This window comes from Streptomyces sp. NPDC051664 (assembly GCF_044453545.1).
Lineage (GTDB): Bacteria > Actinomycetota > Actinomycetes > Streptomycetales > Streptomycetaceae > Streptomyces.
Window position 1 is genome coordinate 71,846 of sequence record NZ_JBITCU010000002.1, and the last position, 16,739, is coordinate 88,584.

Genomic DNA, 16,739 nt, shown 5'->3' on the forward strand with positions numbered 1-16,739 from the left:
CACATGAAACCTTTGACGGCGAACGAGGAACTACACCAGGAGTCCCTCGCCGAGCTACGCCGCAGCGAAGCATTCGATGTATTGTTCGATGAGCAGCAGAAGCTGTGGTTCGCCCTGGACGAGTTTATTCCTCTGTCCGAGACGAAGGCAGAGTGGGCGGACCTGACGCTGAGTCCGGAGCTGCTGAGGTGCTCTCTGCGCTTCAAGCGGATCTCCGGCCAATGGCGACTGGTCGGGTCCCGTCGTGAGCTCGCAGGGGAATTCAGCCTCCCGCATTTCTATAAAGCCCTGATCGGCGCGGCACCACGCCCCACATTCGATGCTTCGGAGAGCGATAGCCAACTGTTCTCGGAGTTGCGCATCATCGATTCCACGCCGCGCGACGCAACCGGTCAGGCCGCCTTTGTGCGCATTCAGTCAGGCAAGGATCATTTGGAGATCTGGTATCAGGACCGGGACCTGTACGATCCCGTTGCCAACCCGCAGGCGTGCGTGAGGACCAGTCTCAGCTACTGCGATTATCTGGATGCACTGCGGCTGACCAAAGGAACCTTCGGCTGGCAACTCCTGTTCGCCGACGTGACTCTCCGGGACGCGCTTCAGTATCGCGCGGAAAAGCTCTCCGAAATGATCGATGCTTTTCCCGCCGCGTTTCCCTCCCACGACTACACCGCGCTCACTGAGCGTTTGGAGGCCCGACTGTGACCCGCTACGCAGACATACCCAAGCCCATCCGCTCCGGCATCGTCGTCGTCGACCCCGAGCGCGGCACCCCCCAGCGCATCATCGTCCTCCAGTTCAACCCCGACACCCTCGAACGCTCCCTCGCCCCTCAGTCCGCCGGCGGAAGCGGTGACGCCGGCGGAGGCGGAAGTGGAGGGGACCGTAACGAGGCCCTCCGGCTCAAGGGCCCCGCCGAGGAGAGTTGGAAGTTCACCGCCGAGATCGATGCCACCGATCAGTTCGAGGTCGCCGCGCCCGACGGGATTCATCCGCAGCTTGCGACGCTGGAGATGCTGGTGCAGCCCACGAGCGTGCAGCTCCGCGAGGCCTCCCGGCGAACCCGGAAGGGCACCATCGAGATCAGCCCGATCGAGATGCCGCTGACTCTCTTCACCTGGGGGAGCAAGCGCGTCATGCCGGTGCGGCTGACCGAACTGTCCATCAACGAGTCGGCGTTCGACGTCAATCTGAATCCGATCAGGGCGAGTCTCGGCATCGGCATGAAGGTCCTCAGCGTGAGCGATCTGCCCGCCGGGCACCGTGGGGCCGACCTGTATCTCGCACATCTGGCGCAGAAGGAACGGCTCGCCGCCGCCGCGCTGGGCGGCCGGCTGGCCGAACTCGGGCTGGGACGGGGGCTGTAGGACGTGATTGATCCTTATGAGAGTGCATTGGACGCGATCCCGGGGGCACATCCGTACCCCCGCACCAGCCGGTACCACGACGCGGAGATCGGCGTGCACCGCCTCCCGGACGGCACCGAAGTGCGGTACACCAAGCGGCGTTTGCTGCCTCCGCTCAGCGAGGCCGCCGGCGAGACCGCCCCGCACACGGTCAGCAGTGGCGAGCGGCCCGACCATCTGGGACAGCGCTATTTCGGCGACCCCGGGCAGTGGTGGCAGATCGCGGACGCCAATCCCGTGCTGGATCCGCAGGAGCTGACCGCAGAGCCGGGGCGGACGATCGACATTCCTCTGCCGGGTGGGTTCCATGGCTGATGAGCCCATCGGGAGCGGGCCCGTCCATCTCACCCTGCACATGGGGCCCAAGCTCACCCGCCCGGTGCCTGCCGAGGTGGCCGAGGCTCTGTTATCCGCGCAGATCACCATGACCGCCGGGGAACGGAGCGGGTTCCAGCTCGCCTTCGACCTGACCAAGCAGGGGCTGATCACACAAAGGCTGCTGCCCGAGGGGTTCTTCGACCCGAAGACCAGGGTGATCGTCGCGACCTCCGTCAAGGGGACGCCGACCGTGATCCTGGACGGGCTGATCGTGCGGCAGGAGGTCGGTGCCAGCAATCAGCCGGGGCAGAGCACACTCACCGTCACAGGTGAGGATCTGACGCTGCTGATGGACCTCGAAGAGCGCACCGACCGGTATCCGAATCTCGGCCCGGCCCAGCGGGTCGAGCGGATTCTGCGGCGGTACGCCGACTACGGAATCGATCCCTGGATCATCCGTGAGCAGATCCATCAGCCACCCCGCGAGCAGCTGCGCGTGGACTACCAGACCGGCACCGATCTGCAGTATCTGAACGAGCTGGCGCGGGCGAACGGGTACACCTTCTATCTGGAGCCGGGCCCGGGCCTCGGCCGGTCCATCGCCTTCTGGGGTCCCGAGCAGCGGCTCGGTCAGCGTCAGCACGCGCTTAACGTCAACATGGACAACAACTCCACCGTCGACCAGCTGACTTTCGCGTATGACGGGACAGCCAGGGAAGAGCCCCAGGCCCGCGTCCAGGACCCGCGCACCCGCGACGTGCGGCTGCTGGCGCAGCCCGACATCAGCCCGCTGCGGCCGCCCCTCGGCCTGCGGGCCTCGCCCGCTCTGAAGCGCAGGACGCTGTCCGGTACGGCGAAGAAGGAGCTCGGGCAGGCCGAGGCCGAGACGCTGGCCAGGGCAGCTACCTCCGCGGACGCGATCTCCGGGTCAGGGTCGCTGGATGTCAATCGGCATGGATACGTCCTGCGGCCACGGGAGTTGGTGGGGGTTCGCGGCTCGGGCGTGACGTACGACGGGGACTACTACGTCAAGAGCGTGACGCACAACCTCAGGCCCGGCTCGTACCAGCAGAACTTCACGCTCTCCCGCGAGGGCCTCATCGCCCGCAGCAGGACAGTGCGTCCGTAATGACGCGTCGGTAAAGACGTAAGGACCAGGAGAACTTCGCATGGCTGCAGGACCGAACAACCGGTTTCTCGGCAAGTTCCGGGGGCGGGTGATCGACAACAGGGACCCGCTCAAGCTCGGCCGGATCACGGCTCAGGTGCCGGATGTGCTCGGCGACGAGGCCTCCACCTGGGCGCTGCCCTGTCTGCCGTTCACCGGACGGCACGCGGGTCAGTACGTCGTGCCCGAGATCGGCGCCGGTGTGTGGATGGAGTTCGAGCAGGGGGACCCCAGCTTCCCCATCTGGACGGGGAGTTGGTACGGGGACGCCTCCGAGCTGCCGCCCCGGGCAAGCGCGGAACTGCCCGGCTCGCAGCCGGTGGTGATCCAGACGCCGGGCGATCACAAGCTGGTGATGTCGGACGTGCCCGGTGGCACGGGGATTCTGCTGGAGGCCAGGGGCGGCGCCTACATCCAGATAGATGAGAAGGGCGTGACCATCGGCACCGGCAAGGGTGCGTCGATCGTGCTGACCGGCGACGAGGTCAACATCAACGAGGGCCGGCTGATCGTGCCGAAGAAGCGATGACCACAGCGACGAGTACGACAAGAACGGGGAGATACGTGGTGTCCGGGAATCTCGTGAACAGCGGCTCGGCGATCAGCTGCCCGCACGGCGGCCGTGTCACGCCCGCCTCCGCCCCGTCGTCCGGAGTCCGGATCGACGGGCTGTCCGTGCCCACCTCGACGGATGTCTTCGCGGTGAGCGGCTGCCGGCACACGGTCGACGGCGTACTGCATCCGTGCGTGACGGTCCGCTGGACGCCGGAGCGCGGCGGTGTGCTGATCGACGGCCGGCCCGTGCTGCTGGAGAGGTCGTCCGCGCTCTGCTTCAGCGCCGCGCTCGTGCCGCAGGGCCCGCCGGTCGTGACCGCATCCGCACGGGGGGTGTCCTCCCGATGACGCGGACCAGGAGCGATATCGCCTTCCCCTTCCGGACCGACCGGCGGGGACGCACCGCGCACGCGACTCATGACGAGCATGTACGCGACCTGATCGAGCAGTTGCTGTTCACCAGCCCCGGCGAGCGTGTGATGCGTCCCGACTTCGGCTGTGGGCTGCTCGATCTGGTCTTCACGCCCAACAGCCCCGAGCTGGCCTCCGCGCTGGAGCTGTCGGTGCAGGCATCCCTGCAGCGCCGGCTGGGTGAGCTGATCGAGGTGGAGTCCCTGGACGTGGTCAGCGAGGAGAACGTGGTCCGGGTGTATCTGCGCTACGTGGTGCGCTCCACCGCGAGCCGGCGCGACGACGTGTTCGAGGGGAGCGGCCCGGCATGAACGGTACGAGCAACGAGTTGGTCTGCCGTACGGACGGCAGGCGCGTCGAGGTAAGGGCTGCGGAGCTCGGCGGCGTGGACGCCGTCGAGGTCGGTGACGACGGGCTGACCCTCACCGTCACCTTCCTCGGCAAGGTGCCGCACGGGCTGTGCCCGGAGAACATACGCATCGACGGCGGCCGGCGGATCACCGGCATCGAGGCCGTCGAGGTGTCCGTCGAGCGCGAGGAGGATCCGGAGCTCGACGACCGGCTGTTCGTCACGCTGGACCACACCGGCGACACGTCCCGGTACACGCTCTCCGTCGTGGACACCGATCCGTACGGACGGCCGGGCACCGAGCCCTTTCCCGGCTTCGACCAGCGGTACTTCTCCGCCGGGTTCGACTTCCGGCCTGACTGCCCGACCCCCTTCGACTGCAAGGACGAGCAGCCCGACTGCCCGCCTGCCTTCCCTGCCGCGCCGGTCATCGACTACACCGCGCGCGACTACGACACGATCCGCCGCCTGATCCTGGACCGGCTGGCGCTGACCACGCCGGACTGGGTGGAGCGCAACGCTGCCGACCTCGGCACGACGCTGGTCGAGCTGCTCGCTCACACCGCCGACCGGATCAGCTATCAGCAGGACGCGGTGGCCACGGAGGCATATCTCGACACGGCCCGCCGCCGCGTCTCCGTACGCCGCCATGTGCGGCTCATCGACTACCCGATGCACGACGGCGTCAACGCACGCGCTTTCGTCGCGGTCGAGACCGTGCGGGAGCTGACGCTGGGACCCGGCACATACCGCTTCGCGGCCGTCGACGTCCGCAGCCTGGGGCCGCGCGACAGGCCCGCGATCGGCACCGTCATCGACGACCGGGACCTGGCAGTGCTGGACGAGCGAGGATCGGTCGAGGTGTTCGAGCCGGTCGTGGCCGACGAGCCGCTGGCGCTGCGCCCCGAGCACAACACCATCCGCTTCTGGACCTGGGGCGACGAGGTGTGCTCGCTGCCCAAGGGCGCCACATCCGCGACGCTGCGGGACGCGTGGACGGACGAGGAGTGCTCGGTCAGGTCGCTGGAGCTGGCCCCGGGCGATCTGCTGCTGATCGAGGAGGTGCTGGGGGCACGCTCCGGTACGCCGGGCGACGCCGACCCCGCCCACCGTCAGGCCGTACGCCTCACCTCGGTCACGCCGGGCGTGGACCGGCTGGCCGACCGGCCGGTACTGGAGGTCACCTGGGCGCAGGAGGACGCGCTGGCCTTCCCCGTCCGTCTGTCGACGCGGGGCGGCACGGACTGCGATCCGGTCGAGGATGTGAGCGTGGCGCGTGGGAATGTCGTGCTCGTCGATCACGGGCGCTCGCTGACGTTCTGCGGCGGTACGGGGGAGACGGCCACTGTGCCTCCCGCGCCCGCCGTCCTCGGGTCCTGCGATCCGTCCGGCTTCGGCTGCTGGGACCGCAAGGAGGGGAACGCCACAGCGGATCTCATCAACGCCCGTCTGGAGCAGACCCGTCGTGGTCGGCCTCTGACTGCCGACCAGATAAGGGAGCTGTTCACCGTCGTCGGCGAGGACCAGACGGGACGCGCCGGTCTCGGCCTCGAACTCGCGGGCCGCCGACGGGAGAAGGTCGTCCCCGGTACCGCCTACGAGCAGGCCGAGGCGCTCGATAGCCTGCTGGCCCAGGTCGTCTACCCCGGTATCCCGGCGCGCTTCCGGCCGGTGCTGCAGCGTTCCCCCGTCGTCCAGTCGGTGCCGTTCCCCGACCCGCGTCATGTCTCGGCGGGACAGTCCACCCGGCTGGCCGCCATCCCCGGACGCGTCCGGCAGCGGCTGGTGGAGCTGTGGCGCAGCGCCCGGGACTGCGACGGACTCACGGAGCCCGAAATCGCCGAGCTGACGGTGCTGTTCGGGCTGCGCGTGCTGGAGCGTTTCGAGCTGCGTCGTCATCCGGTGCGCGCGCTACGGGAGTTGCTGCACCGCAGCGAACGGCTGCTGGCCGCGAAGCTGCGCCGTGCGGAGGTGCTGGCGGCCCGGGCGCGGGCCGGTGCGGTACTGGACGATTCCATCGCCTGGGAGATCACCCACACCTGGGGCGCCGAGTACGCGGCGGGTATCGATCCGGACGAGCCGGTGCTGCGAGGTCCCGCGGCCGCACTCGTACAGGATCCGCGGACCGCGCTTCCCGCCGTGACGGTCGCGGACGGCGAGAAGTGGTGGACCGCGAAGCGGGATCTCCTCGACTCGGGTGCGCGCGAGCGGCACTTCGTCGGTGAGCTGGAGGACGACGGCCGGATCGCGCTGCGGTTCGGGGACGGGCGCCACGGCGCCCGCCCGCAGCCGGGCGCGCGGCTGGTGCTGCACTACCGGCTCGGCGGCGGCACCGCAGGCAATGTCGGCGCGGAGGCCATCAACCATCTGGTGTTGTGCCGTGATCCCGAGGACGTCGACGCGGGTGACCCGATGCCCGTCGCGGGCGTACGCAATCCGCTGCCGGCCGTCGGTGGCACGGAGCCCGAGCCGGTCGAGCAGGTGCGTCAGCTCGCCCCGCTCGACCTGAAGCGCACGCGGCTGCGGGCCGTCACCGCCAAGGACTACGCGGCACTGGCATCTCAGCTGCCCGGAGTGCAGCGCGCGGCCGCCGAGATCCGCTGGACCGGCAGTGTGCAGGAGACGCATGTCGCCGTCGACGCGCTGGGCAGCGGGGACGCGTCCCCGGAGCTGCTCGACTCGGTGGCGTACGCGCTGGAGAGCTACCGCCGGATCGGGCACGACCTGGTGGTGGGGCCCGCGCGGTCCGTGCCGCTGGACATCGCGCTGGCGGTGTGCGCGGCGCCCGGTCATCAGCACGGCCAGATCCTCGCCGAGCTGTACCGACTCCTCGGCAACCGCCCGCTGACCGGCGGACGTCTCGGCTTCTTCCATCCCGACGCGCTGACCTTCGGTGAACCGGTGCGGCTCAGCCGTCTGGTGGCGGTGGCCGCGGCGGTGCACGGCGTGGAGAGCGTCCGGGTGACCCGGCTGTGCCGGCTGTTCCACGAAGATCCACTCGATGACACGGCACTGGAGGCAGGCGTGCTGCGGCTCGGCCCGCTGGAGATCGCGCGTTGCGACAACGACCCCGACCGGCCCGAGCTGGGCCGGCTTTCGATCGAGCTCGGTGGAGGTACGCGATGAGCGGCTCCTGCGGTTGCGGCTGCGGCGGGCACGACGAACGCCACGCGCCCAAGGCCCTGTACAACGCGCCGGGCCGGACTGTCCTCAACTACCGGGTCGGCGAGTACGGCTCGTTCCTGGCGGCCATGCTCGACCGGCTCGCCTCACCCGCCTATCCGGCGCTGCGCGGGCTGACCGTCCGCACCCCGGACGATCCGTCGATCGGACTGCTCGACGCGTGGGCGGTCGTGGGTGATCTGCTCACCTTCCACTCCGAGCGCATCGCCGACGAGGGATATCTGCGCACGGCCGACGAGCACCGCTCGCTGGCTCTGCTGGGGCGTCTCGTGGGACACCGGCCACGGCCGGGCATCGCCGCCGACGCCCATCTCGCGTACACGCTGGACAGGGATCCGCGGGCCGACGACGTTCCGGTGCTGATCCCGCGCGGCGCGCGCGCCAACAGCGTGCCCAGTACTTCCGAGGAGGAGTCGCAGGCCTTCGAGACCAGCGCGGACCTCATCGCGCGCTGGGCGTGGAACGAGCTGGCGGTGCGCCGGCGGCGGCCGGCGCTGCTCACGCCGGACGATCTGCGCAAGCGCCCGGAGATCTTCGTCTCCGGGACCGACATCTCCCTGCAGACCGGGGACAGGCTGCTCTTCGTCTTCGGCGGGGACAAGGACACCCCCGGGCAGCGGGTGCTGCTTCCGGTGGCGCGTGTCCGCATCGACCGGGACGACGCGGTCACGGCGATCGGGCTGGAGCAGTCCGCCCAGCCCTCGCTGTCCGAGCTGGTGGCCGAGCTGCGCGAGTGGATCACCGAGGACGAGCGGGAAGTCGAGGAGGGTGAGCCCACCCCCGACAACCCCAACCCGCGCCCTGTCAGCCGGATCATCGAGGACTTCGACGCTCAGGTGCTCGCGCCGCTGCGTGCGGATCTGGCCGGCGTCAAGACGCCTGCGCAGTTCGCGGCTCGGCTCGTCGAGCCGGACGATCGGCTCGCGGAGGCGCAGGCGATAGCCGCACCGTACGAGGAAGTTGCCTCCTGGTTCGAGCAGTTGGAGGCCGTGGTCGGCGAACTGATCGAACGTGCGGCCGATCTGGAGCCTTCCCGCCCGGATACGCCTGTGGCCGCCTCCGGCTCGCCGGCCATGCGGGCACTGGGGGCCGTACTTCCCGCGCTGCGCACCCGTGTGGTGCGGCCGGCGTCGGGGGCGCGCACGCTCTCCCCCGATCCTGGCCGGTACTTCGCGCCGGGTTCCGATCTCGGGGCTCAGCTGCTGTCGGCGCTCGATCCGCGGGTTGCCGACGGCCTGTACGCGGCGTGGCGGCGGGCGGCGCCTGCCGTGCCCGCGCTGCTGCGGGAGCTTCAGGCGATGCGGGTGACCGCCGCGCCTTTCGGGGCGACGGCGCCGCTCAAGCCCGTGCAGGACGAGCGTGGGCGGGTGATCCGGCAGACGGACTGGCCCGTGAGCGGCGGGGAACTCACCACGATGCGGATCGTGTACGACACGGGCGGACGGGTTCCGTTGCGCGCCGAGTTCCAGCACATCGAGACAGGGTCGTCCTGGCAGCGTTCGGAGAATCTGCCCGCGGACACGAGCTTCGGTCTGGGGCCAGGCAGGGTCTCGCTGCAGACCCGGGTGGGCCAGGACCACGATCTGAGCTGGCTGACCAGGCGCCCCGCGGATTCCCAGGAGCCCGGTGTGACGGCCGAGTTCTCCCAAGGGCTGCCGGAACGGACGCTGTTCGTGTCGAGGCCCGCCGAGGACGGGCGGGTACATGTGGCCGTGCAGAACGGCCAGCCGCTCAACTGGCTACTGGCTCCCGGTGAGCACAAGCAGGTCACCCACGGCGCTGTGGAGGTGACGGTGCGGTACACGGTCGGCAGCGAGCCCGCGAATGTCGAGATCGGCATCGCGACCGTGCCGGAGCAGGCGAACCGTCATGTGCTTCCGCTGGACTCCGTACAGGACGGGATCACCGTCGGCAGCTGGGTCGCGATCGAGCGTCCCCGCAAGGGTTCCGGGGAACCCGACGGCATCCCGGGCGACAAGAAGCTCGCGTTCGTGACCACCCGTGTCACCGCCGTGCGCACGGCCGCGTACACCAATTACGGGATCACCGGCCGCGGCACCGAGCTGACGCTCACCGATCCGTGGCTGGACGAGCACGACGTGCTGCTCTCGGCGATCCGGGACGCGACCGTCCACGCGGGGGGCGAGGCGCTGAGCCCCGCCGACGAGCCGCTGGGAGAGGACGTTCACGGCAATGAACTCGAACTGGCCGAGCTGTACGACGGGTTGCGACCCGGTCGTCATCTGGTGGTGTCGGGCGAGCGCACCGACATCCCCGACACGGCCGGGATCCGCGGCACCGAACTGGCGGTGATCGCCTCGGTGGAGCAGCGGTTCGACCCGCAGCTGCCCGGCGACCATGTCCACACAAGGCTGACGCTCACCATGGACCTGGCCTACCGCTACCGGCGCGACACGGTGCGCGTTCAGGGCAATGTCGTGCCCGCGACGCACGGCGAGAGCCGTGACGAGCCGATCGGCAGCGGCGACGCCGGCCGGACCAACCAGACGTTCACGCTCTGGCAGTCACCGCTGACCTGGCTTCCCGCCGACAACCCTCTGGGGGCCACCCCGGCACTGGAGGTGCGCGTGGACGGGCTGTTGTGGCACGAAGTGGACAGCCTGGCCGGACGCGGACCGCGCGAGCGGGTCTATGTCTCGGGCACGGCCGGGGACGGGCGCACGACCGTGACGTTCGGCGACGGGATGCACGGCGCGCGGCTGCCCACGGGGCACGAGAACGTCCGGGCCCAGTACCGCTTCGGCACCGGCCGGGCTGCCAACGTCGGGGCGGACCGGATCACCCAGGCCATCACCCGGCCGCTGGGGGTCACCGCCGTCACCAATCCACAGCCCGCCACGGGCGGCGCCGAGACCGACGGTCCGGGCCTGACCCGCCGGACGATCCCGCTCGCGGTCTCCGCGCTGGACCGACTCGTCTCCCTCACGGACTACGAGGACTTTGCCCGCTCGCGGGCCGGCATCGGCCGGGCCGCGGCGCGCGAGATCTTCGACGGGCGGCGGCGGATCCTGCACGTGACGGTCGCCGGGGTCGACGACATCGCGATCGCGGACGACTCCGAGGTGCTGCGGGCTCTGCGCTCCTCGCTCGCCGAGTACGGCGACTCGCGCCTTCCGGTCCGGGTGGACGTACGCGAACTGGTGCTGCTGCTCCTCGCGGCGAAGGTGAAGGTCGCCCCTGACCACACCTGGAGTGTCGTCGAACCGCGGCTGCGCCAGGCGCTGCTGACCCAATTCGGCAGCGGTCGACGTGAGTTGGGTCGCCCCGCGCGACTGTCCGAGGTGCTGGCGACGGCCCACGCGGTGCCCGGAGTCGACTACGTCGACGTGGATGTCTTCACCGGTGTGCCCGCGTCCGTGACACCCGATGAACTGGCCGGACTCGCGGATTCGCTCGCCCGGCCGCGCACCGCCGTCGGGGCCCGGCTCGCCGCATACGACGAGGACGTGCACCGCGTCACCGCCGACGACGGCGAGACGCTCACCCAGGTCGCCGCCAGGTACGGCATCTCGCTCGCCGAACTGCTGCGACTGAACCCGGACATCACCGATACCCGGCGGCTGGAGAAGGGCCGGGCCGTGTTCGTCTTCCGCGGCATCCGGCCGGCCCAGCTCGCCCTGCTCTCCCCGCATGTCGCGGACACGCTGATTCTGACGGAGGTCACTTCATGACCAGGGAACCGGACGGCCTCGCGGATCTGCTCCCGCAGTGGCACCGCCTGCGGGACGCCGAGGGGGGCGAGCCGCTGCGCGCGCTGCTCGCGGTGATGGCCGAGCAGGTGGACCGGGTGCGGGACGGAGTCGAGCAGGGGTACGAGGACTGGTTCGTCGAGACAGCCGCACCCTGGGTGCTTCCGTACCTGGGCGATCTGGTCGGCTACACACCCCTGCCGGGCTATGAACGCGTACAGGCACAGGGACTTGAGGGCGAGGGCGGGGACGATTCGCGGCTGCGCCTCGCCGAGGCACTGGCGCCGCGACGCGATGTGGCCGCCACGGTCGCCGACCGACGGCGTAAGGGCACCCTCGCGCTGCTCGAGGCGCTGGCGGAGGACGTGGCCGGCTGGCCATCGCGGGCCGTGGAGTTCTCCCGGCTCGTCTCGCACCAGCAGCCCGTGAAGCTGTACGGATCGGGCACGGAGGCCGCCGACAGACGCCGCCTGGAACGCGGCAGGCTCGTGGACGTACGGGAAGGGGCCGTGCTGGACCTGGCGGGCGGGCCGTTCGGCACGGTCGCGCAGTCGGTGAATGTGCGCCGGGCCGGCTCCGCGCGTACCCAGGGCGGTCACTCGCCGGTCGGGGTAGGCCTTTTCGTCTGGCGGCTGAAGCCGTATCACCTGACCGGCTCGCCCGCGTACTGCATCGACCGGGCCCGCAACCTCTACACCTTCTCGATTCTCGGCAATGACGCTCCGCTGGTGACCAAGCCGGTGCCGGAGCCGTCGGCGACCCATATAGCGACGATCGACAACGTTCCCGCGTACATCCGCCGCCGGCAGCTCGCCGACCGGCTCGCCGACTACTACGGGCCGGGCAAGAGCTTCACGATCTGGCGTGACGGCCAGGACGAGCCGGTGCCGCTGTCGGACATCGTGGTGGCGGATCTGACCCACTGGCGCTACCGGCCCAAGCGCGGCCAGGTGGTCGTCGATCCGGCGCTCGGCCGGATCGCCTTCGGTTCGCGGTCCGCGCCGCGGCAGGGCGTCTGGGTCACCCACCACTACGCGTTCGCGGACGACATGGGCGGCGGAGAGTACCCGCGCGATCGGGAGACACCGACGGCCGCCAAGCTCTACCGCGTCGGTCCCGGCCAGAGCTACCAGCGGATCATGGACGCGTACAACGACTGGCAGCGCGACCGGCGTTCCGGGCACTGCGGCCCCGACGGCATCATCGAGATCACGCACAGCGGCGCCCACCAGGAGCAGCTGGACTTCGATCTGGATCCGGACGACCGCCTGGAAGTGCGGGCCGCCGAGGGCACACGGCCGGTGATCCGGCTGCTCGACTGGTACAGCAACCGCCCCGACGCGCTCAACATCCGCGCCCAGGAGGACTGCGAGGGTGAACCTCCGCGGATCGTGCTCGACGGCCTGCTGATCACCGGTCGCGGGCTCAATGTCACCGGTCCGGTCGGCGCGGTCGTGCTGCGGCACTGCACGCTCGTACCGGGCTGGTCGCTGGAGCCGGAGTGCGACCCGCACTCGCCCGAGGAACCGAGCCTGGTCCTGGACCGGACCACCGCGTGCGTGTCCATCGAGCGCAGCATCCTGGGCACCATCGAGGTCATCGGCGACGAGGTGCGCCACGACCCGCTGCCCATCCACATCCGGGACAGCATCCTCGATGCCACCGGACACGACCGGGCGGCGCTCTCGGCGCCGGACTGCCGCCACGCGCATGCCGTTCTGTACGCGCACCGCACCACCGTCATCGGCGAGGTCCACACCCACGCGGTGGAGATCGCCGAGAACAGCATCTTCACCGGGCTGATGCGGGTGGCCCGGCGGGGCATCGGCTGCGTGCGCTTCTCGTACGTGCCGCCCGGGTCCCGTACGCCACGCCGGCACCGCTGCCAACCGGACCTTGCAGGCCACGAGGAGGCTCAGCGGGTACGGCCGCTGTTCACCAGCGAGCGGTACGGCACTCCCGCGTACGGACAGCCTGCCGCGGGCTGCGCCGACGAGATCAGGCGCGGTGCCGAGGACGGCTCCGAGATGGGCGCCTTCCACGACCTCTACCAGCCGCAGCGCGAGGACAGCCTGCGGGCCCGCCTCGCCGAGTACAGCCCGGCCGGTACCGACGCCGGGATCATCCCCGTCACCTGACACGACTTCTCACCGACGTACGAACTTCCGAGGGGGACCCCTTCCCATGCACGCAGACATCTCCCGCATCACCTTCCGGCCGGACCGGCACTACTCGGCGGTGATCGCGCAGCAGGGCCGGGTACAGCTCGACGCGGACGCCAATGAGCAGGCCGCCATGCAGCTGCTGCAGGCTCGTACGACCGCAGCCGATCTGATCGGGCAGCACGGCGGCCCGGGCGGCGCCACCGGCTTCGCGCTGGGTTTCGTGAGTGGCGGCCGGGAGCTGGACGATCTGTCCATCGGCGGCGGCCGCTACTACGTGGACGGCATTCAGGTGGATGCGACGCGTCCGCAGGCCGGAGTCCCGGTCGTCGACGACGGACACGCCACGGAGGACGGCGACAGGGACGCCCCGGGGGACGAGCAGCCTGCGGCGACCTGGACGTACTGGGACCAGCCGGACGGATACCGGGACGCGGAGCGCCCCGGTGACCGGCTGCCCGGCCAATTCCCTTATCTGGCCTACCTCAAGGTGTGGGAGCGCTCGGTCACCGCGGCCGAGGACCCGCTGCTGCGCGAGGTGGCGCTGGGCTCGGCGATGCCCGACACCGCAGCCCGGCTCAAGACCGTCTGGCAGGTGCTGCCGCTGCCCGGCACACAGCTGGACCTGGCGGACGGGGCGAGCAAGGACGAGGTCCGCGCGGCGTTTGCGCAGTGGGCGGCGGCGCAGGCGCCGACCGCGCGGATGGCGGCGCGCAGCGAGCGTCCCGAGCACGCCGACGAGGACCCCTGCCTGGTGCAGCCGGACTCCCGGTACCGGGGCCAGGAGAACCAGATGTACCGCGTGGAGATCCACGAGGGCGGAGCGGCCAAGGACGCGACCTTCAAGTGGTCGCGGGAGAACGGCTCGGTGACCTTCCCGGTCGACGGACTCGATGGTACGTGGGTGGAGCTGGCCTCCCTCGGCAGCGACGACAAGCTCGACCTGAATGTGGGCGACTGGGTGGAGGCCGTGGACACCGCCTACACCAGCCGGGGCGAACCGCTGCCGCTGCTGCGCGTCGAGGAGGTCGACCTGCCGGGGCGGCGGGTGCGGCTCTCCGGCGAGCCGGATCCTTCGGTCGGACGGCGACCCGAACTCCACCCGTTCCTGCGGCGCTGGGACCAGCGGTCCGCTTCACGGCACGGGGCAGGACCGGGCCGTACGAAGCAGGCCGCAGCCAAACTGCGAGGTGGCGCGCTCCGTATCGAGGAAGGCGGCTGGCTGCCGCTGGAGGACGGAGTGCTCGTGTATTTCGAGCCGGGCAGGACGTATCGGGCCGGTGACTTCTGGACCGTTCCGGCCCGTACGGCGACGGGGAATGTCGAATGGCCGACGGACGCGGCCCGCCGGCCGCTGCTGCAGTCACCGATGGGGATCCAGGTCCACTACGCGCCACTGGCCTGGGTACTGGGGGAGGGATCGGTCCCGGATCTGCGGATGACGTTCGGACCGCTGGCTGCCGTCATCCCCGCCGCGAACGAGGAGGAGCTGGCGGCGGAGGCTGCGGCCGAGGCGGAAGCCACGGCCGCGGAGGCTGCTGCCGCGACCGGTCCGGGCGCGCCGACGAAGGCGCCGGACGACGAGGCCCAGCACGAGAACTGACGTACTTTCAGAGAAAAGGAGCACCACGATGGCAACGCCTCTGTCCGCCGACAGACTGCTCAAGGCCCTCCGGGACGAAGGTCTGCACGTTGTCGAGCACCGGAGCTGGCGCACGCACAACCGCAACCACAAGGGTCCGTGGGGGCCCATGCACGGCGTGATGATCCATCACACCGTGACCTCGGGCACGCAGAGCTCCGTGGACATCTGCTACAACGGCCATTCGAGCCTGCCGGGTCCGCTGTGTCACGGCGTGATAGCCAAGGACGGCTCGGTCCACCTGGTCGGCAACGGCCGCGCCAATCACGCCGGACTCGGCGACGACGAAGTCCTGCGAGCGGTGATCAACGAATCGACGCTGCCCACCGACAATGAAGCCAATACCGACGGCAATCGCTCCTTCTACGGTTTCGAGTGCGTCAACCTCGGCGACGGCAAGGACCCGTGGCCGGAGGCTCAGTTGGAGGCCATCGAGAAGGCGGCAGCCGCGATCTGCCGGGCACACGGCTGGTCCCAACGCTCGGTGATCGGCCACAAGGAGTGGCAGCCGGGGAAGATCGACCCGCGCGGGTTCACCATGGACTCGATGCGAAGCCGGATCAGGGCACGTCTCGGGGGCACGCCGGACGGCCCGTCGAAGCCGCCCGCACCGAAGCCACCGGCGAAGCTGGAGCCGTTCCCCGGATCCGCGTTCTTCCGGGCGGGCCGGCACAGCGCCGTCATCACAGCGATGGGAAAGAGACTGGTGGCCGAGGGCTGCGGAAAGTACGAGGTCGGCCCGGGCCCGGACTGGTCGGAGGCGGACCGCAAGTCGTACGCCGCGTGGCAGCGCAAGCTGGGCTTCTCGGGGACCGACGCGGACGGCATTCCGGGCAAGGCGAGCTGGGACAGGCTCAAGGTGCCCAACGTCTGATCCACCGCACCCGACGCCGGCCGGGCGGACCTCTCCTCGACAAGGGCCGCCCGGACGGTGATCTCAGTCCACCGGACCGCCTGCCACATAGATGACCTGGCCGGAGACGAACCCCGCCCCGGGGCTCGCAAGGTAGGACGCCGTATGGGCGATGTCCTCCGGCTGACCCACCCGTCCGACCGGAATGGACTGTGCCGCGTTGCGCTGGAACTCCTCGAAGCCGAGGCCCAGTCGGCGGGCCGAGGTCCTGGTCATGTCGCTCACGACGAAGCCCGGGGCGATGGCGTTGGCCGTGATGCCGTGCCGGCCGAGCTGCAGGGCGAGCGACTTGGTGAAGCCGAGCAGACCCGCCTTCGCGCTGGCGTAGTCGACACGGGCGGCGTCGCCGACCGCGGAGATGCTCGACATGGTGACGATCCGCCCCCAGCCGGCCGCGATCATGTGTGGGGTGACGGCCCGGGTGGCGAAGAACGGGCCGCGCAGATTGATCCCCAGGACCGTGTCCCACTGCTCCGTGGTCATCTCCACGAGGTCGGCACGGGGACCGACACCGGCGTTGTTGACCAGCACCGTCGGCGGACCCAGTTCGGTGGTGACCCGGGCGACGGCGGCGGTCACCGCGGCCTCGTCCGCGACATCGGCGGCGACCGCCACCGCCGACCCGCCGTCGCCCCTGATGGCGTCCACCGTGCCCGCGCAGTCCGCCTCGTCCAGGTCGATCACGCCGACCGCCAGGCCGTCGTGGGCCAGCTGCCTTGCCACTGCGGCACCGATGCCGCGTGCCGCGCCGGTGACAATTGCCGTGCGTCGCGTCTCAGTTGTATAGGTCATGGGCTGAAGTTCACGGCATGGGTGCGCTGTTGCCAACCGAATTGGACCCGGGCTCCACGATCAGCTCCCACAGATACGGCGAACCGCCGACCACCACTTGTGACCGGACAGCTGAAGACGAGCCGGTAAC

13 protein-coding genes are annotated in these 16,739 nt (G+C 70.2%); 12 read left to right on the forward strand and 1 reads right to left on the reverse strand.

Features of this window, described 5'->3' with window-relative positions:
• Positions 1 to 3: 3 nt before the first annotated feature.
• The 12 genes from ACIA8E_RS03590 to ACIA8E_RS03645 are packed head-to-tail and all read left to right on the forward strand — an operon-like array spanning position 4 to position 15,778.
• Complete coding sequence (locus tag ACIA8E_RS03590) at positions 4 to 705, forward strand: hypothetical protein (protein WP_399293971.1); 702 nt, start codon at positions 4 to 6, stop codon at positions 703 to 705.
• Positions 702 to 1,367, forward strand: a complete 666-nt coding sequence (locus ACIA8E_RS03595; protein ID WP_399293973.1) for a hypothetical protein — start codon at positions 702 to 704, stop codon at positions 1,365 to 1,367. Before ACIA8E_RS03590 ends, ACIA8E_RS03595 begins: the two co-directional genes overlap by 4 nt.
• A gap of 27 nt (positions 1,368 to 1,394) precedes the next feature.
• A complete protein-coding gene (locus ACIA8E_RS03600; RefSeq protein ID WP_399293976.1) occupies positions 1,395 to 1,721 on the forward strand; it encodes a hypothetical protein in 327 nt (108 codons plus the stop codon).
• The gene (locus ACIA8E_RS03605) at positions 1,714 to 2,853 is read left to right on the forward strand and encodes a hypothetical protein (RefSeq protein WP_399293979.1); all 1,140 of its coding nucleotides are present in this window, start codon (positions 1,714 to 1,716) and stop codon (positions 2,851 to 2,853) included. The genes ACIA8E_RS03600 and ACIA8E_RS03605 overlap by 8 nt, the downstream gene beginning before the upstream one ends.
• Before the next feature lie 40 nt (positions 2,854 to 2,893).
• Positions 2,894 to 3,421: a phage baseplate assembly protein V gene (locus ACIA8E_RS03610; protein WP_399293982.1), complete on the forward strand. Its 528-nt coding sequence runs from the start codon at positions 2,894 to 2,896 to the stop codon at positions 3,419 to 3,421.
• Between the two features lie 38 nt (positions 3,422 to 3,459).
• Positions 3,460 to 3,795, forward strand: coding sequence for a hypothetical protein (locus ACIA8E_RS03615; RefSeq protein ID WP_399293985.1), 336 nt, complete (start codon positions 3,460 to 3,462; stop codon positions 3,793 to 3,795).
• Positions 3,792 to 4,169, forward strand: a complete 378-nt coding sequence (locus tag ACIA8E_RS03620; RefSeq protein WP_399293988.1) for a GPW/gp25 family protein — start codon at positions 3,792 to 3,794, stop codon at positions 4,167 to 4,169. The genes ACIA8E_RS03615 and ACIA8E_RS03620 overlap by 4 nt, the downstream gene beginning before the upstream one ends.
• Positions 4,166 to 7,333 (forward strand): putative baseplate assembly protein, encoded by a 3,168-nt coding sequence (locus ACIA8E_RS03625; protein ID WP_399293991.1) that lies wholly within the window; start codon positions 4,166 to 4,168, stop codon positions 7,331 to 7,333. Before ACIA8E_RS03620 ends, ACIA8E_RS03625 begins: the two co-directional genes overlap by 4 nt.
• Positions 7,330 to 11,082, forward strand: coding sequence for a putative baseplate assembly protein (locus tag ACIA8E_RS03630; protein WP_399293994.1), 3,753 nt, complete (start codon positions 7,330 to 7,332; stop codon positions 11,080 to 11,082). Before ACIA8E_RS03625 ends, ACIA8E_RS03630 begins: the two co-directional genes overlap by 4 nt.
• Complete coding sequence (locus tag ACIA8E_RS03635) at positions 11,079 to 13,238, forward strand: hypothetical protein (protein WP_399293997.1); 2,160 nt, start codon at positions 11,079 to 11,081, stop codon at positions 13,236 to 13,238. Before ACIA8E_RS03630 ends, ACIA8E_RS03635 begins: the two co-directional genes overlap by 4 nt.
• 46 nt (positions 13,239 to 13,284) lie before the next feature.
• The gene (locus tag ACIA8E_RS03640) at positions 13,285 to 14,865 is read left to right on the forward strand and encodes a DUF6519 domain-containing protein (protein ID WP_399294000.1); all 1,581 of its coding nucleotides are present in this window, start codon (positions 13,285 to 13,287) and stop codon (positions 14,863 to 14,865) included.
• A gap of 28 nt (positions 14,866 to 14,893) precedes the next feature.
• Positions 14,894 to 15,778 (forward strand): peptidoglycan-binding protein, encoded by an 885-nt coding sequence (locus ACIA8E_RS03645; protein WP_399294003.1) that lies wholly within the window; start codon positions 14,894 to 14,896, stop codon positions 15,776 to 15,778.
• A 63-nt stretch (positions 15,779 to 15,841) separates the two neighbouring features.
• Here the strand turns inward: ACIA8E_RS03645 and ACIA8E_RS03650 are convergent, their stop codons facing one another.
• Positions 15,842 to 16,609, reverse strand: a complete 768-nt coding sequence (locus tag ACIA8E_RS03650; protein WP_399294005.1) for an SDR family NAD(P)-dependent oxidoreductase — start codon at positions 16,607 to 16,609, stop codon at positions 15,842 to 15,844.
• Between the last annotated feature and the right edge of the window lie 130 nt (positions 16,610 to 16,739).

Coding starts and splice junctions, on each gene's coding strand:
- ACIA8E_RS03590 (WP_399293971.1), top strand. CDS start 4: ATGAAACCTTTGACGGCGAACGAGGAACTACACCAGGAGTCCCTCGCC.
- ACIA8E_RS03605 (WP_399293979.1), top strand. CDS start 1,714: ATGGCTGATGAGCCCATCGGGAGCGGGCCCGTCCATCTCACCCTGCAC.
- ACIA8E_RS03610 (WP_399293982.1), top strand. CDS start 2,894: ATGGCTGCAGGACCGAACAACCGGTTTCTCGGCAAGTTCCGGGGGCGG.
- ACIA8E_RS03620 (WP_399293988.1), top strand. CDS start 3,792: ATGACGCGGACCAGGAGCGATATCGCCTTCCCCTTCCGGACCGACCGG.
- ACIA8E_RS03625 (WP_399293991.1), top strand. CDS start 4,166: ATGAACGGTACGAGCAACGAGTTGGTCTGCCGTACGGACGGCAGGCGC.
- ACIA8E_RS03630 (WP_399293994.1), top strand. CDS start 7,330: ATGAGCGGCTCCTGCGGTTGCGGCTGCGGCGGGCACGACGAACGCCAC.
- ACIA8E_RS03635 (WP_399293997.1), top strand. CDS start 11,079: ATGACCAGGGAACCGGACGGCCTCGCGGATCTGCTCCCGCAGTGGCAC.
- ACIA8E_RS03640 (WP_399294000.1), top strand. CDS start 13,285: ATGCACGCAGACATCTCCCGCATCACCTTCCGGCCGGACCGGCACTAC.
- ACIA8E_RS03645 (WP_399294003.1), top strand. CDS start 14,894: ATGGCAACGCCTCTGTCCGCCGACAGACTGCTCAAGGCCCTCCGGGAC.
- ACIA8E_RS03650 (WP_399294005.1), bottom strand. CDS start 16,609: ATGACCTATACAACTGAGACGCGACGCACGGCAATTGTCACCGGCGCG.